Genomic DNA, 26,454 nt, shown 5'->3' on the forward strand with positions numbered 1-26,454 from the left:
AAAACATAAACATCCCATACTACTATTGCTTATTCATCACCTCATAATCATTACCCAACCTTTGTAAACTTCCCATTGTTGGCTTGTCTTGTTCAGTGCTCGTATCACGTAGAAATAGGTACCTGCATTCAATCCGTTTCCGTCCCAATTATTTTGATACATCGAATTCTGATACACGACATTGTTCCAGCGATTGAATATTGTAACCTGCACCTGATCATACCCTTCTGTACCTTGTATTACAAACTTGTCATTGTATCCATCCCCGTTTGGCGTTATCACATTCGGTATATGGAATTTGCCCAGCGTCGGTATATCTGTCGTACATCCTGTAGCATCTGTACACGAAGGATCCGGATTGCCAGGATTGTTCGGATCCGCTGGCTTCGTAGGGGTTGATGGCAGATCATCTACCAACACACTCGCCTGATTGCTTACCTTACTAATGCCTGTCAGATCATTTGTTACTTTCACTACAAATGTGAAGCTCGTTGTTGCACCTGTTGGCAGGTCGTTTCCATTAAAGCTTACTGTATTGTTGTCGCTGTTGTAGATACCGCCTCTTACATAACTGGTATGCGCTGGCACCATGTCACTTACAACTATATTGCCCAGTTGAACGTTTCCTGTATTCTTTACATTGATAGTGTAAGTAAGCTCCTCGCCTGCTTGTGCTTTGCCATCTCCACTTGCGTCACTCACACTTTTCCATGTGATGAACGACTCAATTCCCTGTACAGGTATGTCTGTAGTACATCCCGCAAGATCTGTACAAGATGGATCAGGATTGTTTGGATTAGCAGGATCCGCCGGCTTCGTAGGTGTTAATGGCAGATCATCCACCAACACTGTCGCCTGGTTGCTTACCTTACTGATGCCTGTCAGGTCACCTGTTACTTTTACTACAAAACTGTAGCTCGCTGTTGCCCCTGTTGCCAGGTTGTTGCCATTAAAACTTACTGTATTGGTTCCGCTGTTGTAGATACCGCCGCTTACATAACTTGTATGCGCTGGCACCATGTCACTTACAGCTATATTACCAAGTTGAACGTTTCCTGTATTCTTTACATTGATGGTGTAAGTCAGGTTCTCACCCGCTTGTGCCTTGCCATCGCTGCTCGCGTCACTCACACTTTTCCAGGTGATGAACGACTCAACTCCCTGTACTGGTATGTCTGTTGTACATCCTGCAGCGTCCGTACACGATGGATCAGGATTGCCTGGATTGTTCGGATCCGCTGACTTCGTAGGGGTTGATGGTAGATCATCTACCAACACTGTCGCCTGGTTGCTTACCTTACTGATACCAGTCAGGTCATTTGTTACTTTCACTACAAAACTGTAGCTCGTTGTCGCGCCTGTGGCCAGGTTGTTTCCATTAAAACTTACTGTATTGTTATCGCTGTTGTAGGTTCCGCCGCTTACATAACTTGTATGCGCTGGCACCATGTCACTTACAGCTATATTACCCAGCTGAACATCTCCCGTATTCTTTACATTGATGGTGTAAGTCAGGTTCTCACCCGCTTGGGCCTTGCCATCGCTGCTCGCGTCACTCACACTTTTCCAGGTGATGAACGACTCAACTCCCTGTACTGGTATGTCTGTTGTACATCCCGCAGCGTCCGTACACGATGGATCAGGATTGCCTGGATTGTTCGGATCCGCTGACTTCGTAGGGGTTGATGGTAGATCATCCACCAACACTGTCGCCTGATTGCTTATCTTACTGATACCTGTTAAATCACTTGCCACCTTCACGAAAAATCGGTAAGTCGCCGTCGCGCCTATTGCCAGGCTGCTTCCATGAAAACTTACTGTATTGTTGTCGCTGTTGTAGATACCGCCACTTACATAAACTGTATGGGCAGGAACTATGTCTCTAACTGATATATTACTCAACTGAAGAGTACCGGTATTTTTTACTCTTATGGTATATACCAGATTCTCACCTGCCTGCGCCTTGCCGTCTCCACTCACATCACTCACACTCTTCCATGTGATGAACGACTCAATTCCCTGTACTGGTATGTCTGTTGTACATCCCGCAGCGTCTGTACACGATGGATCAGGATTGCCAGGATTGTTCGGATCCGCTGGCTTCGTCGGGGTCGAGGGCAGATCATCTACCAACACACTCGCCTGGTTGCTTACCTTACTGATGCCTGTCAGATCATTTGTTACTTTCACTACAAATGTGAAGCTCGTTGCCGCTCCTGTTGGCAGGTTGTTTCCATTAAAGCTTACGGTATTGTTGTCGCTGTTGTAACTACCGCCTCTTACATAACTGGTATGCGCTGGCACCATGTCACTTACAACTATATTGCCCAGTTGAACGTTTCCTGTATTCTTTACATTGATGGTGTAAGTCAGCTCCTCGCCTGCTTGTGCTTTGCCGTCTCCACTCGCATCACTCACACTCTTCCATGTGATGAACGACTCAACTCCCTGTACTGGTATGTCTGTTGTACATCCCGCAGCGTCTGTACACGATGGATCAGGATTGTCAGGATTGTTCGGATCCGCTGGCTTCGTAGGGGTTGATGGCAGATCATCTACCAACACTGTCGCCTGGTTGCTTACCTTACTAATGCCTGTCAGATCATTTGTTACTTTCACTACAAATGTGAAGCTCGTTGTTGCACCTGTTGGCAGGTTGTTTCCATTAAAACTTACTGTATTGTTATCGCTGCTGTAACTACCGCCACTTACATAACTTGTATGCGCTGGCACCACGTCACTTACAGCTATATTACCCAGTTGAACGTTTCCTGTATTCTTTACATTGATGGTGTAAGTCAGGTTCTCACCCGCTTGTGCCTTGCCATCGCTGCTCGCGTCACTTACACTTTTCCAGGTGATGAACGACTCAACTCCCTGTACTGGTATGTCTGTTGTACAGCCCGCAATACTCGTACACGAAGGATCAGGATTGCCTGGATTAGCAGGATCCGCTGGCTTCGTCGGAGTTGAGGGCAGATCATCTACCAGCACTGTCGCCTGGTTGCTGACCTTACTAATACCTGTTAAGTCACTTGTTACTTTCACTATAAAACTGTAGCTCGTTGTAGCGCCTGTTGGCAGGTTGTTTCCATTAAAACTTACTGTATTGTTATCGCTGTTGTAGCTACCACCACTTACATAACTTGTATGCGCTGGCACCACATCACTAACAGCTATATTACCCAAATGAACATTTCCTGTATTCTTTACATTGATGATGTAAGTCAGCTCCTCGCCCGCTTGTGCTTTGCCATCGCTGCTCGCGTCACTTACACTTTTCCAGGTGATGAACGACTCAACTCCCTGTACTGGTATGTCTGTTGTACAGCCCGCAATACTCGTACACGAAGGATCAGGATTGCCTGGATTAGCAGGATCCGCTGGCTTCGTCGGAGTTGAGGGCAGATCATCTACCAGCACTGTCGCCTGGTTGCTGACCTTACTGATATCAGTCAGGTCATTTGTTACTTTCACTACAAAAGTGAAGCTCCTTGTCGCTCCTATTGCCAGACTGTTTCCATTAAAACTTACTGTATTGGTTCCGCTGTTGTAGGTTCCACCACTTGCACTTACATAACTTGTATGCGCCGGCACCATGTCACTTACTGATATATTATCCAGTTGAACATCCCCAGTATTCTTTACATTGATGGTATAAGTCAGGTTCTCGCCCGCCTGTGCCTTGCCATCTCCACTCGCATCGCTCACACTCTTCCACGTGATGAACGACTCTACTCCCTGTACCGGTATGTCCGTTGTACAGCCCGCAGCATTCGTACATGATGGATCAGGGTTGTTTGGATTAGAAGGATCCGCTGGCTTCGTAGGAGTTGATGGAATTGTATCTACCAACACTGTCGCCTGGTTGCTTACCTTGCTAATGCCTGTCAGGTCGTTTGCTACTTTCACTACAAAACTGTAACTCGCTGTCGCGCCTGTTGCCAGGTTCATTCCACTAAAACTTACGGTATTGTTGCCGCTGTTGTATGAATCACCGCCACTTACATAGCTTGTATTCGCAGGTACCACATCACTCACTGCTATGTTATTCAGTTGAACAGCTCCTGTATTCTTTACATTGATGGTATAAGTCAGGTTCTCGCCCGCCTGTGCCTTGCCATCTCCACTCGCATCACTTACACTTTTCCATGTGATGAACGACTCTGTTCCCTGTACAGGTATACAACTCTTCGTTCTGATAGTTAATGTATCATTTATTGCAACCCAACCATTACATCCTCCTCCCCAAACAGATGCCGTATAAACGCCCGGTTCACTAAGTCCTTTTACAATTGTTGTATCAGCGGTTCCAATTACATTATCTTTATATAAGCTACCGTCTTTAAATATGCGCAGGACATCTTGTGTCCCTGTGCCAAATACAAACATATCAATGGCAATTGGTGTGCCGGAACAGAATGTTATATCTTTTAAACTATTAGCAAATCCTAAATTACCTAAAGAAATACAAGGACAATTCGTTCCGTCGTTATTCTGAAATACACTCAGATTTGTAATTTTAGAGACCGTATAAGGCGCCGAATTATTTATTCGGTAAAAACCACCTGTAGTATTACCATACAAATACGTCGTACCGGATACATCAGTAAAAATAGAGCCACTGCTGTTTTCAGCACTCAAGCCCGATGTTCCCGGATTGATGGTGATCGGTGTACCTGCTAACGCTCCTGTAACAGCATTAAAAACGTATTTTTTGATCGGACTATCGCCTACGTCCACTCCCGTCAGTGTATTGGTATTATTGTCAAACACCCAATCGGCTATGTTATAACCATTACCATTGCCCAACTGTAGCCTACCGGTATATACAGGCGTACTACTGCTCACATTTACTATATAATAATATTTTGCATTTGCATTGTACAGGTAAAGATTGCCATTCATGTCGGATGAACCGCAAATAAATGCAGCATTGGCACTGGTTTCATGACCGCTTGTACCCGCATTTACAGTATTTGGCAAACCTGTTACATTAAAAAACTGTACATTTCCGTTCCGGTCAATTTTTGCCAGGTAACCATAGCCAGTGGTCGCCCAAAGGGAGTTATCCCCACTATAATAACCCATCGAATTATAACTCGTTTTTGCCGGACCGGCAGGGCTATTCGGCAAGGCAGCTATTAGTTGACTTGCGCCTGTTTTTATGTTTATAGAATAGAGACTGTTGTTCCCTACTATGTAGCCATTCTGGCTACAATCGAAAGACTCAAAACCGCTTGGCGGGTCTTGTTGCGCCCTTACAATTGTAGTAGTACAAGCCAGTAAGAGTATTAGTATTGGTAGCCATATTTTTTTTACCAAATACTGTCCGCCATCGAAAATTACATTCATAGGCTTTATTTTGAGCAGTTTGCTTTTCATGATTAGAATGTCGCTGTTTATTTTTTCCGACTGTTTAAACTCAATTCATCTGTTGATCTTGTGAACTTCACCTGTGCACAGTACCCCGTTTGCACATTTGTTCACTGGCTCGGTTTACCATTGTAGTTTTTTTTCATTTTATAAATTTTTAAATAATATGTACATAATACTATATCACCATTGACATTACATATCAACGTTAGATAAGTACTTGAAAACAGGTGGGATCGTTAGATCATTCACTGCTTAATCGCAATGGGCGATTATAAAACACACATCTTTTTTAGTCTGGTAATCTTTTTTGGATGGAACAATTATTTGTTTATAATTGAATCTACTAAGGGGAGACAACGTTCTTTTGCAAATTTAAAATACTGTTTTGCAAACTTTTAGATGTATATAGTACACCAAAGGTTGCAGCATGGACAATGATAATTTCTAAAAATTACCAATGGCCAAATCCCTTAATACTTAATGAGCACCGATTCATTATTTTGATCTTCGTATTTACCAAAATAGTATGCCAACATTCATTTTGTAATCATCGCAACTACAATATTCCTATCGATAAACGTATCGATGCAATAAATTTAGTCCAGGAACAAGAATGAATAAAAGCCTATGGTAAAACGTAAGGGACTCTGATCGGCTGCAAAACAGCTCCGTATTCGCCGATATATGAATGCCAACAAACGCAGCATGAAGCCAGTTTATACAGATGTAGAAAGTGAATTGTTTTTTCAACCAAAACGTCTATGCTTTTCCGTAATGTAAAAAAAGCTTCGCAGGATTTGAACGCAGAGACTAACAGCTATAATTTACGACAACTGATAAGGTCATTTACTGTCTCATTTCAGTTAGATAAATAACGAATTTTCCTAAATTATTAGGAATGCCGATATCTGACCTTTTCTGACAAAATATTTGATGAACAGAATCTTGTTTTATTTTTTTGAGGGAATCCAACGCTTTGTGAATCATTCGCATCTACTATTTGTTTAGTTCTATCACACATACAAAATCGGATAAAAAATATTGACTGTTTTACTTAATTAAAATACTCATTATAAAACCAGGTGATTGAGTATGTATCAAAAGTAAAAAGAGCCCTGAAAAATCGCTTACACGACTACTTGGTTCCATCCCTAAGATAATTATACCAAATGCTTAAATATCATTCACAGGCGAATTTTAACGCCTGTGAAAACAACATTTAAAATAATTATAAAAAAACGTCGACGGCATGTATTTGAACTTTAAAAATTCATTGAAATCATTCTTACTTGGCTGTGTTTCTCTTTTATTTAGCAGTTTAGTGTTTGCTCAGGGCACAGCGACATCTGCAAACATCAACATCCCTACGGCTACAGTTTGCAGTGGGAGTGGAGCTTCTTTAACAGCAACTACCGGATTAAGCAGCCCTACATTTAAATGGTATTCCGATGCATCTCTTTCTACTTTACTTTATACCGGAGCTACATATAAAACAGATGTATTAAGTATCACAACCACGTACTATGTTACTGTTCAAAACGCCACAACTTTGCCTAACACAACTGACCCTAAAACCGTAACAGTAGCTGTAAATACTAATTGCGGCAGTACAACACCTTCTGATTGTGCTGCAACTGGTTCTTTATTGTATTTGGATGATTTTGGCGGCGATAATGCATCTGCCACTAATATCGGTCCGAAATTACCTTCAGGTCAAACAACCTTAGGGTATATAGGTAATATCAATAGCGGCAACCCCGGTAATGGCCAGTACACCCTTACTAAAGGGTGGGGATCAACCCCTCCCTCTCCCCTTGCAGCATGGCAGAGCAAGATGGATGACCATACATTCCCCAATAATCTTAGCAAGGGGTATTTTATGTGCGTGAACGCTTCAGCAACTCCTGATAAGTTTTATGATCACACAATTACAGGAATTTGCCCTAATACCAGTCAACTTTATTTTTCAATTTGGGCGGCAAACCTCGTGAAATCAGGTGTAACCGCTAGTCCTGATGACCCTAGTTTTCGTTTTGAAATTTCGGACCCGTCAACCTCTACGGTTTTGACCAATTTTATTACCGGCCCCCTTCCCCGCCAGTCCAATAATAACGTTATATGGGGTAACTACGGGTTTAGTTTTCCTGTTCCTGCCGGCGTGAGTTCTGTTGAATTAAAAATCTACAATAATACCAGCGGGGGTAATGGTAACGATTTTGCACTGGATGACATTGCTATATACGGATGTTTTCCTCCAATAACAATACCAACAATTGATGGCACTTCAACTCCTTATTGCACAAACTCGTCAATGACTCTTACTACAACTTTTGTTGACAACGGATCGCTCGGAGCAAATTTGTCATATCAATGGTATTACAGCCCATCGCAGAATGAAACTTCATGGAATACATGGACACCTATAGCCGGAGCCACTTCCTCCAGCTATACAAATCCATCACCACAAGCGGGCTATTATCGCGTTGTAGTGGGAGATGCCATTAATATATCAGCTCGAAACTTTAACTGTGTTTCTGCTTCTCCGGCTTCGGCGGTTAATGTGCAGCCCTGTTCATTGCCTCTAACACTATTGTCTTTTGAAGCGTCACATTCGGGTAATGACAACATATTAAATTGGACAACTACTTCTGAAATTAATGTACGAAGTCATATCGTAGAATATAGTAGAGATGCCGTAAATTTTGCTCCGATTGCTACGATACCCGCGACGGGCAACGAGTTCAGCGGCAATCAGAAATATCAATATATACAGCGCAATGTAGAGGGCAATGCATGGTACCGTTTGGAAAGCATAGATATAGATGGCAAATATACCTATAGCAATGTAGTAATGGTAGCAGCAGTTCAAAGCAATGCTCAATCATGCCTAACGAGCAAAAGCATATATCCAGCCCCGTTTACTACGACGCTGCATTTAAACCTATATAGTTGTAAAGCGAAAAACGCGATAATAAACATTATTAATACTTCTGGCGTTATAGTTAAAGAAGAGAAAATTTTGTTGAGTCAGGGAACGTCTACTTATAACCTGAGCAATTTAGGTTCATTGGCTGCGGGCGTTTATATGATCAAAATATCAACAGAGAGTGAAAGTGTAGTGATGAAAACTATGAAGCAATAGTTGCGATAAAAGAGTCTTTCTGTAAAAAGGCAGCGAACGTATTTATTTCATATCAAATACGTTCACTGCCTTTTTGTTTACCAAGAGATTATGATTGGTTGTGGCATTTGACACCCGCGTTGTTTTTTATAACGAATAGGCGAACGCGGAGCGTGTAGTTGGTAAGTTGCCAGCCTATAGTAGTGGTCAGCGTTAGCAGATATCGATAACCATTTTCATTATCCTAGCACCGGCACGGACAATACACCGCCGGTTTGTCCAGCCTCAACGCTGACTCATCCGTGAATATCCGCCTTACATGTAAATGAAACAATTTACCGGCAGATTTCAATAAATTCGCCAATAACGACTTTTTTCAAATAAAATTTATCAATGAGACGACTTACCGTAGCCACAATAATGCTAGCATGGGCAGTGTCAAACTCAGGTTGCTCCAATGCACCTGCGGCCAACAACGAGCAAAATTTAAAAGACAATCCGCTTCTGGCAGAAAGTAAACTGCCGTATAGCATTCCTGCGCTGGATAAAATAAAAGATGCGGATTACCGGCCCGCGCTTCTAAGAGGCATCGAAATTCACAATGAGGAAATAAGGAAAATCGCCGAAAACAACGAAACACCAACATTTGACAATACGTTGGTGGCAATGGAATCGAGTGGCACATTGATGAGACGCGTCCTGAACACTTTTAATATGGTAACCGGCGCCAACACCAATGAGTTTCTCAGCAAACTAAAGGAAGAGGTGGATCCGATGATGGCCGTGCATAATGATGAAATCTTTCTGAATCAAAAATTATTCAAAAGAGTTGAGACTATTTATAACGATCGTGAACAGTTGCAACTGGACCCAGAATCTAAAAGACTTGTAGAATACTACTACCAAAAGTTCCTGATGGCTGGTGCCAGGCTTTCTGATCCTGACAAAACAATTCTTAAACAGATGAATGAACAGGAAGCGTTGCTGACGGCAAAATATAGTAACATATTACTTGCAGCTACAAAGCAAGGCGCTTTGCTGATAAGCGACAGCGCTCAACTTGCAGGCATTGCTGAAACGGACCTGGCTGCTTTTGCGCATAACGCGAGTGAAGCTGGCAGTAAGGGCAAATGGCTCATCTCATTACAAAACACAACACAGCAACCGATGTTGCAATCGCTGTCGAATCGCAGCACACGCGAAGCTTTATTCAATGCTTCATGGACAAGAGCAGAAAAAAGCGATTCCAATGATACAAGGAATATTATCACACAAATCGTTGCTCTCAGAATTAAAAAGGCAAAACTGCTTGGCTTCGACAATTTTGCAGCCTGGAAGCTACAGGATCAAATGGCGCAGAAACCGGAAGCGGTTATGGATTTCTTAAGCAAACTGCAGCCTTACGCAATGAAGAAAGCTAACATAGAGGCAGCAGATATCCAGGCATTGATCGATAAACAAAATGGCGGTTTCAAATTGCAGCCTTACGATTGGGATTATTATGCGGAAAAAGTGCGCAAAGCAAAATATGACCTGGATGAAAGTGAGATCAAACCTTACTTTGACATGAACAAGGTTTTGGAAGATGGTGTTTTTTATGCAGCTAATTTGCTTTATGGCATCACTTTCAAACCACGACATGATATTCCTGTTTACCAGGAAGATGTAAAAGTGTACGAAGTATTTGACAACGATGGCCAGCCGATGGCGTTGTATTTCTGCGATCCTTATAAACGTGATAACAAAGAAGGGGGCGCATGGATGAACAACCTCGTAGATCAGTCTCATCTGCTTAACAAGAAGCCGGTTATTTATAATGTTTGCAATTTCACAAAACCAGCAAAGGGCCAACCGGCACTCATCAGCTTTGATGATGTAACTACCATTTTTCATGAGTTCGGCCACTCGCTGCACGGTCTTTTCGCCAATCAAAAATATCCAAGCTTATCCGGTGCAAATACAGCCCGCGACTTTGTGGAGTTTCCTTCGCAGTTCAACGAACACTGGTCGCTGGACCCTGCTGTATTGTCTCACTATGCAGTACATTATAAAACAGGAAAACCTATTCCTGCAAGCCTCGTCGAAAAAATACGTAAAGCGGCAACCTTTAATAAAGGATATAGTCTCAGTGAATTGGTTAGTGCATCTGTTTTAGATATGCAGTGGCATATGCTAAAAGACACAACGCTCGTTAAAGATGTCGATGCTTTCGAAAAAAATGCGTTGTTGTCTGTAGGAATGCAAATGACGCCGGTGCCTCCGCGCTATCGTAGCACTTACTTTAAGCACATCTGGTCTGGATACGAAGCTGGCTATTATGCTTACCAATGGACCAAAATGCTGGAAGAAGATGCTTATTCATGGTTCCAGGAAAACGGTGGAATCAGCCGCGCAAATGGTCAACGCTTCAGAGACATGATCTTGTCGAAAGGCAATACAGAAGACTACATGACGATGTTTAAAAACTTCCGCGGACATGCACCGGATATTACACCAATGCTGAAAGATCTTGGAATGATTGAAAAATAAATGTCAACCATCGCAATATTTTAAAAAAAGGAGGCAGTGTAAATTGCCTCCTTTTTAGTTCGTACAAGTGATATTCCTCCAGATTAAACCGACGCCATTTTTAAAACTCGCACTCTACCCTGAATCATCATTCGCGTGGCGCTTTTCATTCATAAATAACTACAAATCATTCAAGGATATTGCTCTAATTTATCACGCTTTAAAACAACAGGGTAACTTCATATCTTCGATGTAACAAAAAGTGCAGGCAAGACAAGGCAATGCCTTGTCTCTACGTTTTTCACCAGATAATTTTCAAGCCACATGTTAAACAGAAAAAGCTTTCTTCAATTAAGTTCACTAGGTTTGGGTAGTTTATATTTTTCAAAATTAAGTGCAGCCACGAGCGGCGGTTTCAAGCCAATCGTTATTTCCACATGGGCGGAAGGCATCAATGCCAACAAAGCTGCGTGGGATATTTTGAAAAACAAGGGTCGTTCGCTGGATGCCGTCGAGGCGGGCGTTATGGTCACGGAAGCTTCACAAAATTGCTGCGTGGGTTTAGGAGCTAATCCTGACAGGGACGGCTTCGTTACGCTGGATGCCTGTATCATGGATGAACATGGCAACTGCGGAAGTGTAGGCGCTATTGAGCGTATCAAGCACCCTATATCTGTAGCGAGAAGAGTAATGGAAAAAACACCGCACGTGATGCTTGTGGGTGAAGGGGCTCAGAAATTTGCATTAGCTGAAGGCTTTCCACTTGAACCTCAAAAATTATCTGATGATGCGGAACGTTCATACAAAGAATGGTTGAAAAAATCGGAATACAAGCCTGTTATAAATATTGAAAATTCAGGACAGGGACATGGCCCTTTTGCTCCGTCACATCTTGACAATGGCGATTTGAACCATGACACGATCGGTATGGTGGCACTGGATGCAATGGGCAATGTAAGCGGAAGTTGCACCACGAGCGGAATGGGTTTTAAAATGCGTGGAAGGCTTGGCGACTCTCCTATTATCGGCGCGGGTTTGTTTGTGGACAATGAAGTAGGTGCTGCCACTGCAACAGGTTTGGGTGAAGAGGTTATTAAAATTTGCGGCACCCATTTGGTGGTGGAATTAATGCGCCAGGGATATAAGCCGGAAGATGCCTGCAAAAAAGCGGTGGAGCGCATTGTGAAGAAAGATTATGCAAAGGCGAAAGAGAACCAGGTTGGGTTCATAGCCATTAATAAGAAGGGCGAATACGGCGGATTCTGCTTGCAAAAGGGATTTAACTTTGCTGTTTGCTACGGCGACACTACCAATTTTTTGGTGGACGCGAAGCATTATTTCTAAGTAAAAAGTAAGAAAGCAAAAATCAAAACTCTATGGGATGGTACTCTCATCCACAAGGTTTTGGACTTTCCTGTCGGTTAATATAGTGGAGGTTTTTGACTATTGACTTTCAAATTTTGACTTTATATCAAATAGTTTTACACCGTTCAAATACCACAGCATACTATATGAAAAGATTATTTCCTGCAACAGGTTTGATATTAATGTTACTGTGTTCTGTAGGCGCTTCCGCACAAACACAAACAAACACACAGCCAGACTCCATTCGCGAAAAAATGCAGTGGTTTGCCGATGCAAAGCTGGGCATATTCATTCACTGGGGCATTTATGATGTAAATGGTATTGATGAAAGCTGGAGCTTTCACAATAAAAAAATCAGCCATGCTGATTACATGAAGCAGATGAATGGCTTCACGGCTTCAAGATACAACCCTCAGCAATGGGCTGCTTTGATCAAAGAATCAGGCGCACGCTATGCGGTTCTTACTACCAAACACCATGATGGCGTGGCGCTCTGGCCCACTGCACAAAATCATTTCAGCGTAGTTAAAAATACACCAGCAAAAAGAGATTTGGTAAACCCTTTCTTCGAAGCGCTCGACAAACAAGGCATCAAACGTGGCGCCTATTTTTCCCTGATCGACTGGAGCTATCCTGATTATCCGGGGTTCCTGAAAGATAGCAACCGCTATAAAGCTTCTGATGATCCGCAACGTTGGGAACGCTTTCAGAAGTTTTACCAGGGGCAAATAAGTGAAATAAGCAAACAATATCACCCTGACCTTTGGTGGTTCGATGGCGACTGGGAACACAGTGCAGCAGAATGGCAGGCAGATAAAGTGCGCAAAATAATTTTGGGCGACAAACCGGCGGCCATCATTAACGGACGCTTGCAAGGATATGGCGACTATGATACTCCAGAACAAAATTTTCCCGTTTCAAGACCTGCATTTAAATGGTGGGAACTTTGCATGACCATCAATGGCAGCTGGGGTTACCAGCCCAAGGATACTGCGTGGAAAACGCCGTATGAAGTCATTACCATTTTTGCTGATGCTATTTCCAATGGCGGAAACCTGCTCTTAGATATTGGTCCAAAAGAAGATGGCACCATTCCTCCGCAAGAGATAAATGTTTTGAAAGAGTTGGGTGCCTGGAACAAAAAACATGCAGAAGCGATTTTCAATACTGTGGGCGGTATGCCACAAGGACATTTTTATGGTCCGTCAACTTTATCAAAAGATTCAACAACGCTTTACTTGTTTCTTGCGGGAAAAGTTACCGGCAATGTTATGCTGAAAGGTTTGAACAATAATATTAAAAGCATAAGAGTTGTGGGTACAAACCAAAAGCTGCAGTATAAAATTGTTGGCAAAATATCATGGAGTCCTGTTCCTGGCTTGGTTTACATCGATGTACCTGCTTCTGTGCAGGACAAGTACATGTCTGTATTGGCGGTTGAATTGGACAAGCCGATAAGTCTTTACAGAGGCAAAGGGGGCTTGAATTAACCAGAATAATTTTTAATTCAATATAAAAAGGCGCAACTCCTGTTGCGCTTTTTTTATAACCATCCGAATACATTATTCTTCTTGTCCGGGGTCTTACTCTCCGTCGTTACTGAATGTTTCCCGTAGCCGGTTGCATCCCTTTAATGAGTTTCACACATCCCCCAACAACCGCATACATTATACACCCCAACTCCTACCACTTTGCGGTATTGCAGGGACCAACTGATTTGCTTATCTTGGCGATGCTATCCTAAAAAATTCTATTCTTCTTTCTTACCTCGTTTCACGCAAACTTGTGTCTTTGATTTATCTTTTTGAGTGTAATCGAATAAAGCACTGAACCGGTTTATATGCTCATTCTTCCATTTTGAAGCATGAGGCTAATTTGTAAGTCCTTTTACCCTGCCAACTAATAATCCTGCCTGAACAAGCGTTTTATTTTTTCATTTATAAAAACTCATTTTATGAAATGCAAGATCACCCCTTTGCTCTTTTTAGCTCTTATGATTTTATGTAATGGCTGTAAGAAGGCGTATGACTATATTGAACAGAATCCTTTTGCAACTTGCGACGCATGCAAGGTGAATCAAATTATTGTGTACACTGCCGGAACGAGCTTTGTGTATAACGTAACCTATGACAAAAAGGACCGTATGACGAAGATGGTCACTGATGAGGAACGCATCGGGGCAGTTTACAATTTCTATTTTCGTTATGACAATAAAAACCGGTTAACAGACTATATAAAAACACACAGCGGTTCAGACAATGCAACTGAATGGAGAACATATCAATACTATCCCAACAAAATAACAGACACCTTTTACATATATTGGGGAGGCCCTGTGATTGGTACCAGTAGCGACCCTGCTCCATCACCCGACTTTCCTTCATGGGCAAAGATCCTGGACATTTATTCGCTGGACAGTAAGGGTCGCATAACCCAGCGTTCTCTAGTCCAGGGAGCGAACTCGGGAATAACCAATTTTACTTACAATGCCAGCAACAATCTTGTGTATGATCCTCCTGCTTTATACGACAATAAGATAAACCCTTACAGAACAAACCCTGTATGGCAGTTGACGCAGTGCGACTATAGCGTCAATAATGCCTATTACCTAAACGACGGTACTGTAAAATATCATCCGAAGCCTACTATCACAAAATACAATGCTTATGGATTACCTACTAAGTACGTAGTCAATGACTATAATGCAAATGGGCCTCAATTTGGGATTAGTTTTTATGATTCACTTGAAGTAATATATGATTGCGACTTGTCTAATGTGAAAATAAAATAGACGGAGAGTGGCCAGTGGAGAGTGGAGTGTCAATTGAAAATTAAACTATTGTAATTACAAACCGCACTCTCCATTTTCAACTCTCAATTCTCCACTAAAAAAATCCCAACTGTTTCGGCGGGCAAATCTCACCGTCAATGATTTCATATTCCTGACCGGGCCTTGAAAGGGACTTACGAATCGCCTGTATCTGCGCTTCTGATGCGTCAAATTCTTTCAGGAACTTATTGCCCATCTCCCTGTCTTCTGCGCTTTGAGAGGCAAGTAATTCCTTCACCTTTTCGATCATCGATTTAGTCAACATAGAAACAAAGAAAAAGAAAATCAGTATTATTTCAAACGAGTCAGGTCTCGTTCTCTTGCGAAACGCCCTTCTTTGTGATCATCAGGGATAGCATAATTTTTTCATTGAAGCTTTTAGCTATCAAAAAAAATACCTAAGTTCACTTTCTAACTACCCACACCCTCCCTCTTGTAACGGAAGCGGCTGAGTAGTAAAATAAACCCAAACTCTAAAATTGTACAAAGGTCTGTACAGCTATGAAGAAATATTTTCTGATCATAACCCTATTTTATTCACTGAACCTTGCTGCGCAAAATAAACTTCTATTTGACACCAGCAGGATCGATTCTCATACTAAACTAATCGGGCGATATGATCAATTCGACAGACAAAAAAAGTTTTACTATTTAAACTTCATTATCGAGGATCCTGCCAAAATAAAAAAGGTCCTTACATCATTGCCTTTGGGTACAGAAATAAAATCAGACTACACAAACATGGATTTCCGGATAGACATTATCCAGGACTATAAAAAAACGCAATCGTGGATGGTCAATCCGGATATGAACTGCATACTTGTTAACGACAATTTCTACACGATCAGTATTGACAAAATAAAAGCGTTGGCAGAAAAAAACCCGTTCGATTACAGGTTTGATGCGCTATCCTTCAATACTCTAAATGAATATGAAGAATATTTAAAAAAGCAGAAGAAAGATGATTTCTTTTTGTTTGCTTATACCAGCTCCTTTGCATTTGACGGCACTTTCGAAATACAATTTCCGCGGAACAAAAAATACCCAAGCCCGACTGCAATTCACGACACACTGGCACCGCTGATTGAAAAATTTGTGCCCAAGGGCAAATACAGTATTTCATACATTTTAGATGACAGAAATCTTGCTGATCCAAAACAGTTTGTGATAACCATTTATGGAACCCGCGAACTGTATGATAATTTGCATGTGGAGAACTTAAAAAATCAAAACTGGAAGCAGAACGTTGCGAAAGGATATTTTTTTTACAGAACGATGCGATGATTTTTTAATATTCCAACATTTTCCCAACCTACTTGATATATTTGCGCATCGCGTCAGCCTTAACCGAAGGAGCATTAATTAACCCTAATACAAGACGTCGTGTTAAACACTAAACTATGAAACGATTTATCCTGGCCGCTACTCTTTTTTCCTCATTAAAACTTTCGGCACAAGAGAAACCTTTGTTTGACACGACCAAGGTAGACGCTAATACAAAGCTTATCGGCTATTATCCCCTGTATGACAAACAAAAAACTTATCAATATCTAAACTTCATTATTGAGGATTCCGCGACCATAAAAAAGGCACTTGCCACATTGACACTTGGCAAAGAAGTATCTAATGTTATTGGAAACCCTGACTTCCATATTACTATGGTTCAAAATTCTTTTCAAATAGATTTCTCGTTCGTCAACCCACCCTTAAACTGTGCATTACAAAAAGGGCATTCTTATGCATTCGACATTGATAAAGTAAAAGAGCTGGCAGACAAATATCCATTTGATTACAAGTCGGAGGAAAAAAAATTTAATACCAGAGAAGAATACGATGAATATTTAAAGCTGCAAAGGGAGAACAAATCATTTCTATTTTGCTATTCCCCTTCTTTCAAATATGAAGGCAGTTTTGAAATACAATTTCCCAACAATGAAACATTCTCCAGCCCCAAAGCCATCAGCGACTACCTCAAACCTTCAATTGAAAAAATTGTATCTAAAGATGACTATAGTATCAAGTATTATTTAAGCGAAAAAAATAAAAAATACCAAGATCAATACACAATGACGATCGATGGCAGCAAAAAACTTTTTGACGAGTTGCAACCAGATCATCTGAAAAAACAGAACTGGAAACCAAGTGTAGCAACGGGTACTTTTTTCTATCGGATAGATTAAACCATACTTAACCCCTTAATCAACCACCAACCAATTATGAAGCAACGTTTTTTAGCATATTTCTTTTTTGTTCTGGGCTTCCTCACTGTTACATTTTTCAGACATTATAAAGGCGATCTGATTCCCAATTCATTTTTATTCTGGCTCGTAGGATTGATCATGTTTGGTATTGGCTTTTGGCTTCTTCGCAACACCCCTTCTTCCGAGGTACAAAGCCATCAAAAACGTCTGATGGAAGCTATCCGCGATATTAAAGAGAACGGAGAGAAAATAATGGTGGACCTCACGCAATGTGAACTTAAAGAGCATAGCTATGTTGAGGAACGGGAAAAAAATAATGGCTCTGATAACATAATGCTTCATGCGATTGAGATAAACATGTACGGATGGGGCGCTATATCCGCTTACGATATACAGAAACCAGAACAGGTGCAGGTCAACCAGACGGTGATCATTTTCTCAAGAGACAACAGCCGCACGGGGCATACGGATAGATTTGTCAGCCGGGTGATACCGAGGGACAAAGTAACTTTAGGTTTTTACCTTATTCAGCAAAAACAAACAACGCTTTACGTGGACAAGTCAAATCCTGCACGCTATTATTTTGATCTTGACTTTTTAGCATCTTAAAACATAAGCCTTCACCTCGCGAGCCAGTAACAGCCGTTTGAAATTGTAATGAATCCTGATCACTACGGCCAGTCTATCCTTTATCCATGGAAAGCAACTCATCGCTACGTATCAGAAGATTTGTTTCCTTCCTTCCAATATTGCTCTGGGATTGTTGTAGTATTGCCGTCTCGCTGCGATCTATAATGTGGCGACATAATTTCAATGCCTGCTTCTGCACAGCAATCCTGGATATTTTGATGGAGCTGTGAATATATGTTTGCCTGTTCATTGGCATCTTTCGTGTAGGCATTGAGTTGATAAGAAACATAAAAATCATCGAGGCTGGTTTGCAAAACAAAAGGTTCTGGCTGCTGTAATATTAAATCAGTTCTGTTGGCAGCATTTATGAGAGCTCTGTGTATTTGCTGCCATGGCGTATCATAACCAATAGTAACTGTTGTGTGCAGTATTAACCCAGTGTCGGTTGGTTTTGTGTTGCTGGAATAATTGATTGTACTACTCGACAACACGCTTGAATTAGGAATTGTAATGTCTTCGTTTTTTATAGTTCTGATGCGGGTTACAAGCATATTTTTTTCTGTAACATCACCAATCACTTCACCAATTTGAACCCGGTCTCCAATTCTAAAAGGACGCATGTAGGTAATAACAAGTCCTGATACAATATTTGAAATGGCACTGCTTGATCCCAATGAAAGCAGTACGCCCAAAAACACTGACACTCCCTGGAACGCCGGTGAATGCGAGCCGGGCAAATAAGGAAATATGATGACCAACATGAACGCATATAACAAAAACCGGAGTATATTAAAAGTGGGGCGTGCCCAATCGCGATGAAAGCCACTTACACGAATCTTGTCATCTTCAATCTCCAACACAAAATACCTGATGATTTTGATGAGGTAATTGAACACGAAGTAAATCACAAGTATTGTAAAGAGATCCGGCAGAAATTTAACGAACGCATGCCACAAAGCCTTTGCAGGCGTCAATATCCAACTTAACAAGGTTTCCGTCCAACCCATGGTTGTGGGAAACAAGCTGAAAAGAAATGAAAGTGACGCGTATATCATCAACAGTATCAATCCTGCTTTAATAAATTTCAGGGACCGCAGAAACAGACTTAAATGCTTTCGCTGAGAGATTAGTTGAAATTTTCTAAATGTAACGCCCTTAAAAAATCTGTCGCGCCTTGCATGTGCGTAGACGGCAATTCTTCTAAAAAACAGGCTGATCACTCTTATCAACAGTAATAGGACAGCGAGAGTTCCAACAGCCACCAATATCCTTCTCAGGCGGTTTTTGAAACTGTACTCCTGCCTTTCCTTTTCGATCTCGCTAGCGATGATGGTTTTGTAGTGCTCAGCCAGTTGCTGCTTACTTTGTCCGAACCACATCGCATCCAAATTGGAAACAGACAGAACGGTAATATCATCGTAAACGATATCGAGGTCTATTCCGTTGTTGACAATCTTAAACGTGTCCGTGTAGTAAAAAGGAAGCTCGTATATCTTTTTTATTTTTCCGGCTATTGCCTGCGTTCTTTCTTTTGTACCAAATGCCCCGATGCCAACATAGACAAGAAAGAGTGTATCGGCATGAAGCATAACGGGGTGGCCCGTTGTAATTTTTTTCAGAGAATCTATTGTTTTAAGTTCTCGCTCCCTCCGGAGGGAATCTTCAAAAAGGATCTTGCCAATATTAGATTCCAGTGCTTTTCTTCTCTTATCGGGCTGACTATCAAGAACATTTTTCCATTGCTCTTTTAGTACAGAGTCAAGCTGGTTTTGCTGTTCCTGTTTTATCAGTAATTGTTCTACATCTGTGCGGTGTATGGTGTCTTTGTTTGCTGCTGTAGTGTCCTTTTGCTGACAAAAAGCAATGCTTGTAGTCAAAACAAACAGCAACAAAAAAGAGGACAATTTAACGGATAGCCCCGCCTTGGAAAATACGGTTGCTATCCTGAAGTCTTTATAAAACGGCATAAACTACAGCTATAATATTTTAGCCAACAATTGAAGCGCATTATTGTTCAATTTCTAACCGTAGAGGAAATGGAGTTCTTTTTACATAGATGTGAAGGAGAAATATCTTCGCGATAAGCAAATATTCATGAAAAAGAAAAAAGAATGATTGTCACCAATCTCCGTTTACTCCTATTTAAAAAAATCTTTGTTAACTCTCTGTAGTTTAGAAAGTTCTTAGCCTGGTGGTTCGTAGTATCTGAATGGTTTTCATTCGTATTTTCTGAGAAACTAATTCTAACAAAATCAGGTTGTTTTGACTCTCAAATATAATTTCTAGAATTCTGTCTGTTTTTTAAATAGAACAAACTTATTTATAAACGAATATTGCTTCTCTCGCTATACATTCGCCAGCATTTACTATTGCTTAAATAATATTAAACATTCCCCAAAATCCTGGTCGTTCAGAACTTATCTATAAAACACTTATCGTATGCCGGTTCTTTGCAAAAAAATTATTGTTCCAATCGTCTTTATCCTGTTAAGCATTTTGCAGTTTCATTATTTGAAGGCGCAGGAAGTTTGTGGATTTGACAAATATCAAAGCGACCTCATGAAGGACCCTCTGTACAAGGCTTTTGTGATGGAAAAAAATGCGCAAATGCAAACTTATATTGCAACGCATCCCAATCTGAAAATATCCCAAAGAGGTGCAAGCCCGTTATATGTAATCCCTGTTGTTGTTCACATAGTTCACACTGGCGAAGCAATAGGCTCCCTTTACAACCCTTCAGATGATCAAATACAGAAGGCGATTGACTATCTCAATAGTGTTTACAATGGCTCTCTTCCCGGGGGTGAAGGTGTTGGCGACGTGCAAATACAATTTGCCCTCGCAAAAAGAGACCCTAATTGTAATACGACAAATGGCATCGACAGAGTAAACGCATCTTCCATACCGGACTATGCAACATATGGCGTAGTCCGCAACTCTAGTTCCGGAGTACCCGCCAACCAGATAAAAGATTATTGCAGATGGAATACAGACAATTACTACAACATTTACGTTGTTAACAAAATTGATGGAAATGATGGCACGTCCGGCCAATACACAGGGGCATTTGCCGCGCTACCATCGATTACACCTGCGTATGATGGCACAATAATACTTGCCAACGTTATGAGATCCGGCAATAAGGCATTGTCACATGAAATAGGGCATGCGCTTGACTTACGTCACCCGTTTGAAGGCTCTTCTCAATACAACCAATGCCCCGCAAATAATGATTGTACAAAGGATGGAGATTTTATCTGCGATACCGATCCTATTACCTTTAATCAAAATAATGGGGCAATCGATTTTGCCTGTCGTACAGGCACCAATACCTGCACAGGCAAGCCGTATAGTATCAACACAGAGCACAACTTTATGAACTATACAAATTGTGCAACTCTTTTTACAGCAGATCAAAAAAACCGGATGCTGGCAGCCATGGCTACCTACTCCACAAGAGCTAATTTGATTGCTAAAACAAACATGGCACTGATTCCTACAAACGTAACACCTGCCTGTGCGCCAAAAGTCAATTTTGAAATAAAGGAAACATTGATATCGGAAGCAAGCTCTGCAACCCTCGACTGCAGAGGATATAAAGATTACACATTCAATATGACCATAGGAAGCGCTCCTATTGGCACTAATGCGATTGTACAGTTGAATGTTTCCGGAACAGCTTACGCAAAAGCTGATTTTGATTTAACAACGAATGGCGATTTTAATAACCCATCGACGATACTTACATTTCCTGCAGGCTTAATAGCCGCACGCTCCTTCACAGTAAGGGTGTATGATGACAAGGCAACAGAATCCACTGAGTCTGTTATCCTTGATTTTTCAGTGTCAGGAGGCGGAACTGTAAAAGGAGAGCTGGCTCCAACCCTTACCATTAACATAGCAGATAACGACCTGCCTCCCATTGTGCCGGGCACTCCAGCCAGTTCGTTTATTGAAAACGGACAAACTTCATCTGCACCCAGAGCCTTTAATCAAGGCGGATACAGTAAAGTAAAATCACAACTGCTTTATACAGCATCTGAGCTTACAGCAGCAGGCATACCGGCTAACGTATCAATCAATAGCATTTCGTTTAACGTTCAACAAAAAAACACAACAGCTCCATTTACCGGCTTCACTGTTAAGCTTACAAATACTTCAACAGCATTTTTAAGAGACGCAGCAAGTCATGCGCTTACTGCATCCTCACTCACTACTGTAAAAACTTATAGTTCTTACAGCACCACAACCGGCTGGAACGAGTTTATATTTGACACCCCTTTTGCCTGGGATGGAGTTAGCAACTTAGGCATTGAAATTTGCTGGGATAACGGAAGCATTGGAGCAGGTACCGATAATATACTGGGTTATATGGATGATGGTGGCGGTGCAGGGTATTCAAATTTCATATTTAATAGTAGCGGCACAATGACCTGTTCAGGATCGTTTTCGGTTAATAGTTATAGTAGCTTCAAACCTAATCTTAAAATAACATATGGCTTACCAGGCAATGCTGTGGCTACAACCATCTCAACAACTCAAACAGAATACTTTGGGCCTTATGCCGATGTATATTTTGTTTCTTCTGCCGGTAATGTATTGGCACGAGTTAAAAACCTCACTGATCATGATTATGGATGCACAACAGTTTCCATCGACAGGCAGGGAACAAATGCCAGCAAGTTCTGGGATACTGACCCATCCCATTATCTTGCCGATAAAACATTTAAGATAGTTCCGTCAAACAACACACCAAACGGCAGCTACGTGGTTTCGCTGTATTTCAAGAAGGAAGAAATAAACGGATGGCGCACTACCACTAGCCAAAATCTTGATAATGCCCAAATCGTAAAAGTATCTAATGGTTACTATGTTCCAGATATCTCACCAGCTTCGCCACATAGTTCCAACGTCAGTTATGTGAATTCAACAAACAGTCAATATGCATCGGACTTTATAGTGAGTGGCAATTTTTCCTATACAGGCTTTTCGGGGTTCGGAATAGGCATACCGGTTGTAACGCCTTTGCCAATTGATTTTATTTCATTCAAGGGTGTAGCAATTAACAATAAAGCGATGTTGGACTGGGAAATTGCTACGAATAAAGGCATAAGCCTATTTGAAGTTGAAAGAAGTTACAATGGCATGAACTATTCGAAGCTGGGAAGTATTTCTACTTCACAGTTGCCGGAGATGTCTAATCATTATGTATTTACCGACAACAATCCTTTGGAGGGCAACAACTATTATCGTATTAAAGAGATTGAGTTAACCGGGAACATTTCATATAGCAAGATTGCCACCTTGAACTTTGCAGAGCAAACCAAATTTACTATTTATCCGAACCCCGTGCAAAGTATGATAACGATTGAATGCAATAAACAAACAAGCAAAGCTGCGGGGATAACCATTTTTTCTATAGATGGAAAATTAATGAAACAAGTAAAGGCATCAAACTTTGGCAAGAAAGAGAATATTGATGTTGCCAATTTGCCTGCGGGGCAATATATCTTACGCATGATACCGGAAAATGGCAAAGTAGTAAATACGAAGTTTATAAAACAATAAGGTTTTAATCACGTAGCAATATGTGTGTGATGATAGCTCTCAATCAACAAGGCATTATACTTAAACCTTATTGATTGAGAGTTTTAGATTTTTAGGGGCGAATGCGATTCGCCCCTACGGCACCATAACTCCTCATTTTCAAACTTTCAATTTCTATTTCACACTATGATCATTTGGAAAATCTTCTCCGCTCCATATTTTTTGTGCGCTCCATTTTTCCGCAGGCTTTGCCCAAAAATCATCTGTTGCCGGAAGCCCCAGCGGCAAGAAAACATTTGAACAGATATACGGACTTCCCGAGTTGTTATAAAAATCACCAAGACTTGGTTGTGAGCCATACAAGCCGATTGTTAACCAACCTTCTTTTGTATAAGTCGTTGGGCTTTCCAATGTTTTTTTGATCACTGCTGTCAAGGCACAACGCACACTTGCAGGTGAAAGTTGCGCAGGTAATCTTTTTTTCCATGCCATATCTGCCAGGTGATGAAATGCGGCACCGCGATAAATAATAGAGCGTCCCGTTGCAGGATAAGTGCCATCGTCGTTGATCAATCTTTCCTGGATGATCGCGTAACGTTCGTTGCGTTTATAGATTTTCGGAATCATTTCTTTGTACGCACTGGTCTTTGTTCCGATGATGTCGCAAATGGTAGCGAGATAAGGATGAATTACATAGCTGTTGTAATAATCAAAGGCGTAGCCCTCTCCGTCTGAGTACATGCCATCGCCGCGATACCACTGCTCCAGCTGCATCATGGCGAAGTCAACACGCATCGGATCCCACTCGTAGCCGAACCTTGCGAAAAACGTTTCATTCATGGCAGAGAACAATAACCAGTTGGAAAAAACAGGTTTGAATTGTCTTGTCGTTTTGATGGAAGCAACCAGACGTTGCTTACTAACGGTGTCAAGGTTTTGCCACAACCATGGGGCTCTTATGAAAGCATAAGCGAGATAGGATGCATCAACGAGTTGTTGCCCGCCAATATCAAACCGCATGAAATCCTTTGCAGAAGAGTCCAATGCATTCTTTACACCTTGCAAGGCCCATTGACGATATTGATTGCGTAGTGTAACTTCTTCAGTTGAACCACCTTCAAGTTGCAGCCACGGAGCGATGCCGCTTAGCGTACGTCCCAATACTTCAAGGTAGGCCACTTTCTTACGATGCTCTGCATTATCAATATGTATGGAAACCGTTGTCGGCATGTTGATGCGCAAGCTGTCATGAGCAAGGCTTCGCATCACAGGCTGCACCATTTTATCCAACTGAGCGATCCAGAATTTTCTGTCGTCTAATCCGGTTACTTCAGTTTTAGTTTCAGTTTTTGCTTTGCTTTTCTTTTGAGCAAATCCAATGCTTCCAATGCATAATCCTCCTAACAGTAATATCCATTTTGTTTTCATAATAAACACGTTGATTATTTTTATTGAGAATGCTATTTTACCAAACACTCTAAAACCTTTATCATTTCTGGCTTTACGTTCGCTTTACCTTCCCCGTCGACCTGTTCTGCTTTTTGCACGAAAACATGCAGGCGATGTTTTTGTTTCCAAAGCTCTGTATCATATGTTGGTTCCCATGCTCCTACATTTTCTTCGTAAATATCTTTTACACTCCATTTATTGGCTGACAAATTCTCACAATAAGCTATTGAAATTTTGCTCCCCCGTTCTGTATCGCGAAACAACAACGCTGCTGAAAATTGTTTTCCCGCCTGCCATGCAATGAGCTGTGGGCGTGCAATTGGAATTCGTTTGGTTCCCGCACCACTTAATGAAAATGGTGTTTTCCTAAATGATAACGAATTGGTTTTCCAATCGCTACCTGTTTTAAACACTACATGATATTGCGGCACGCTGTCGTTTGCTTCCCGCCAGTAAGAGGCGATGTAGGGATTTCCAGATTTATCAGCCACCATGGATGTTTGATTGATCAGCTCACTATGCTGTGAAATATGGCATACAACCTCTGCGGTTGAGGCAGTAATAGGCAGTGTATATTTTTCGCCGTTTGATTTTTGCCATGTCATACCGCCATCTTTGGATACGGTGTAACACAGATCATGATTGCTCGCAACATCAGGACTTTCTCTCCAAACCCATGAAATGTGAATACCGCCTTGTTCGTCTGTACACGCCTGCCAGTAAGCGTTCCGCTTCCCTTCGCCATCAATAAGATTTTGTTGCAAGTTCTTCCATTGCTTGTCCTTAACGGAATATTTGTTGATGAGCAGGTTACCATTTCCAGAGCCTCCATCGCGATAGAAAAATAAGAGATCACCATTTTGCAAGCGATAAAATTCTGGATAGCTCACTTTGCCTTCGTGTATACCAGTCATGCCGGTTTGCGGCGAAAACTCAAGGGAGCCGGGTGATACAGACTTTGCATAGTGCAACTTATTGTTGTGATGATCCCATGCGATGTGCAGGAAGTCATCACCATCGGTCATTATGCTGATAACATTGTGTGCATCATCCGCATTGCCGGTGAAAGCTGTTCGTTGCAGTTGCCATTTGCCGGAAGGCAATGTTCTTTTTCCTACAACAACGAATTTGTCCTTGTCGTAAAATGCAATGTATTGTGTATTGTTGTTTGTTACCAGTGAGTTTTTTCTAAAGACGGTGACGTTAACGGAGTTGTTTGCCCAGCCTTCACCAACGATTGATGTGCCGGCAACAGTGATGCCTTTCTTTTGTGCGAGGCAAGCGAAACTGCAGCATATGATGATGAATGAAAGGCAATGTTTGATCATGTTGGTAAAGTGCTTTTGTACTTCTACAAAAGTTTGAATTTAGGAAAATAATTGGGAACATCGTGATGATTGCAAATGGTTTCGCTGCTACACGTC

General features: G+C 41.5%; 14 protein-coding genes. 9 read left to right on the top strand and 5 right to left on the bottom strand.

The genetic code is table 11. From position 1 onward, the window contains the following. Window positions 1-36 precede the first annotated feature (36 nt). Window positions 37-5,355 carry a DUF7507 domain-containing protein gene (locus QJ048_RS16805; RefSeq protein WP_282335564.1) on the bottom strand — a complete coding sequence of 1,773 codons (5,319 nt, stop codon included), beginning with the start codon at window positions 5,353-5,355 and terminating at the stop codon, window positions 37-39. A gap of 1,273 nt (window positions 5,356-6,628) precedes the next feature. On the opposite strand from QJ048_RS16805, the gene QJ048_RS16810 reads away from it, so the two are divergent. The 5 genes from QJ048_RS16810 (at window position 6,629) to QJ048_RS16830 (ending at window position 15,164) form a co-directional block, all read left to right on the top strand. After that, window positions 6,629-8,521 carry an Ig-like domain-containing protein gene (locus QJ048_RS16810; protein WP_282335565.1) on the top strand — a complete coding sequence of 631 codons (1,893 nt, stop codon included), beginning with the start codon at window positions 6,629-6,631 and terminating at the stop codon, window positions 8,519-8,521. A gap of 372 nt (window positions 8,522-8,893) precedes the next feature. Then, a complete protein-coding gene (locus tag QJ048_RS16815; protein ID WP_282335566.1) occupies window positions 8,894-11,029 on the top strand; it encodes a M3 family metallopeptidase in 2,136 nt (711 codons plus the stop codon). A gap of 303 nt (window positions 11,030-11,332) precedes the next feature. Beyond that, the gene (locus tag QJ048_RS16820) at window positions 11,333-12,352 is read left to right on the top strand and encodes an isoaspartyl peptidase/L-asparaginase family protein (protein ID WP_282335567.1); all 1,020 of its coding nucleotides are present in this window, start codon (window positions 11,333-11,335) and stop codon (window positions 12,350-12,352) included. 167 nt (window positions 12,353-12,519) lie between these two features. Further along, complete coding sequence (locus tag QJ048_RS16825; protein WP_282335568.1) at window positions 12,520-13,863, top strand: alpha-L-fucosidase; 1,344 nt, start codon at window positions 12,520-12,522, stop codon at window positions 13,861-13,863. 464 nt (window positions 13,864-14,327) lie between these two features. Further along, the gene (locus tag QJ048_RS16830) at window positions 14,328-15,164 is read left to right on the top strand and encodes a hypothetical protein (protein WP_282335569.1); all 837 of its coding nucleotides are present in this window, start codon (window positions 14,328-14,330) and stop codon (window positions 15,162-15,164) included. Between the two features lie 94 nt (window positions 15,165-15,258). Here the strand turns inward: QJ048_RS16830 and QJ048_RS16835 are convergent, their stop codons facing one another. Beyond that, window positions 15,259-15,468, bottom strand: coding sequence for a hypothetical protein (locus QJ048_RS16835; protein WP_282335570.1), 210 nt, complete (start codon window positions 15,466-15,468; stop codon window positions 15,259-15,261). Window positions 15,469-15,704: 236 nt separating this feature from the next. On the opposite strand from QJ048_RS16835, the gene QJ048_RS16840 reads away from it, so the two are divergent. The 3 genes from QJ048_RS16840 to QJ048_RS16850 all read left to right on the top strand — a co-directional run bounded on the left by QJ048_RS16840 (window position 15,705) and on the right by QJ048_RS16850 (window position 18,013). After that, window positions 15,705-16,487: a hypothetical protein gene (locus tag QJ048_RS16840; RefSeq protein WP_282335571.1), complete on the top strand. Its 783-nt coding sequence runs from the start codon at window positions 15,705-15,707 to the stop codon at window positions 16,485-16,487. A gap of 116 nt (window positions 16,488-16,603) precedes the next feature. After that, the gene (locus tag QJ048_RS16845) at window positions 16,604-17,383 is read left to right on the top strand and encodes a hypothetical protein (RefSeq protein WP_282335572.1); all 780 of its coding nucleotides are present in this window, start codon (window positions 16,604-16,606) and stop codon (window positions 17,381-17,383) included. 36 nt (window positions 17,384-17,419) lie between these two features. Continuing rightward, entirely contained in the window at window positions 17,420-18,013 is a 594-nt protein-coding gene (locus tag QJ048_RS16850; RefSeq protein WP_282335573.1) for a hypothetical protein, read from the top strand. Window positions 18,014-18,117: 104 nt separating this feature from the next. On the opposite strand, the gene QJ048_RS16855 is transcribed toward QJ048_RS16850, so the two are convergent. Further along, entirely contained in the window at window positions 18,118-20,001 is a 1,884-nt protein-coding gene (locus QJ048_RS16855; RefSeq protein WP_282335574.1) for a mechanosensitive ion channel family protein, read from the bottom strand. A 472-nt stretch (window positions 20,002-20,473) separates the two neighbouring features. Between QJ048_RS16855 and QJ048_RS16860 the strand changes: the two genes are divergently transcribed. After that, the gene (locus QJ048_RS16860) at window positions 20,474-23,602 is read left to right on the top strand and encodes a zinc-dependent metalloprotease (RefSeq protein WP_282335575.1); all 3,129 of its coding nucleotides are present in this window, start codon (window positions 20,474-20,476) and stop codon (window positions 23,600-23,602) included. Between the two features lie 153 nt (window positions 23,603-23,755). Here the strand turns inward: QJ048_RS16860 and QJ048_RS16865 are convergent, their stop codons facing one another. Both QJ048_RS16865 and QJ048_RS16870 read right to left on the bottom strand, forming a co-directional pair. Next, on the bottom strand, window positions 23,756-25,009 hold the full coding sequence (locus QJ048_RS16865; RefSeq protein ID WP_282335576.1) for a DUF2264 domain-containing protein: 1,254 nt from the start codon (window positions 25,007-25,009) through the stop codon (window positions 23,756-23,758). A gap of 32 nt (window positions 25,010-25,041) precedes the next feature. Next, the gene (locus QJ048_RS16870; protein WP_282335577.1) at window positions 25,042-26,358 is read right to left on the bottom strand and encodes a BNR repeat-containing protein; all 1,317 of its coding nucleotides are present in this window, start codon (window positions 26,356-26,358) and stop codon (window positions 25,042-25,044) included. Window positions 26,359-26,454 lie beyond the last annotated feature (96 nt).

The sequence above is a fragment of the Pinibacter soli genome, from assembly GCF_029961145.1.
Classification (GTDB): Bacteria; Bacteroidota; Bacteroidia; order Chitinophagales; family Chitinophagaceae; genus Pinibacter; species Pinibacter soli.

Coding starts and splice junctions, on each gene's coding strand:
- QJ048_RS16805 (WP_282335564.1), bottom strand. CDS start 5,355: ATGAATGTAATTTTCGATGGCGGACAGTATTTGGTAAAAAAAATATGG.
- QJ048_RS16810 (WP_282335565.1), top strand. CDS start 6,629: ATGTATTTGAACTTTAAAAATTCATTGAAATCATTCTTACTTGGCTGT.
- QJ048_RS16815 (WP_282335566.1), top strand. CDS start 8,894: ATGAGACGACTTACCGTAGCCACAATAATGCTAGCATGGGCAGTGTCA.
- QJ048_RS16820 (WP_282335567.1), top strand. CDS start 11,333: ATGTTAAACAGAAAAAGCTTTCTTCAATTAAGTTCACTAGGTTTGGGT.
- QJ048_RS16825 (WP_282335568.1), top strand. CDS start 12,520: ATGAAAAGATTATTTCCTGCAACAGGTTTGATATTAATGTTACTGTGT.
- QJ048_RS16830 (WP_282335569.1), top strand. CDS start 14,328: ATGAAATGCAAGATCACCCCTTTGCTCTTTTTAGCTCTTATGATTTTA.
- QJ048_RS16835 (WP_282335570.1), bottom strand. CDS start 15,468: ATGTTGACTAAATCGATGATCGAAAAGGTGAAGGAATTACTTGCCTCT.
- QJ048_RS16840 (WP_282335571.1), top strand. CDS start 15,705: ATGAAGAAATATTTTCTGATCATAACCCTATTTTATTCACTGAACCTT.
- QJ048_RS16845 (WP_282335572.1), top strand. CDS start 16,604: ATGAAACGATTTATCCTGGCCGCTACTCTTTTTTCCTCATTAAAACTT.
- QJ048_RS16850 (WP_282335573.1), top strand. CDS start 17,420: ATGAAGCAACGTTTTTTAGCATATTTCTTTTTTGTTCTGGGCTTCCTC.
- QJ048_RS16855 (WP_282335574.1), bottom strand. CDS start 20,001: ATGCCGTTTTATAAAGACTTCAGGATAGCAACCGTATTTTCCAAGGCG.
- QJ048_RS16860 (WP_282335575.1), top strand. CDS start 20,474: ATGCCGGTTCTTTGCAAAAAAATTATTGTTCCAATCGTCTTTATCCTG.
- QJ048_RS16865 (WP_282335576.1), bottom strand. CDS start 25,009: ATGAAAACAAAATGGATATTACTGTTAGGAGGATTATGCATTGGAAGC.
- QJ048_RS16870 (WP_282335577.1), bottom strand. CDS start 26,358: ATGATCAAACATTGCCTTTCATTCATCATCATATGCTGCAGTTTCGCT.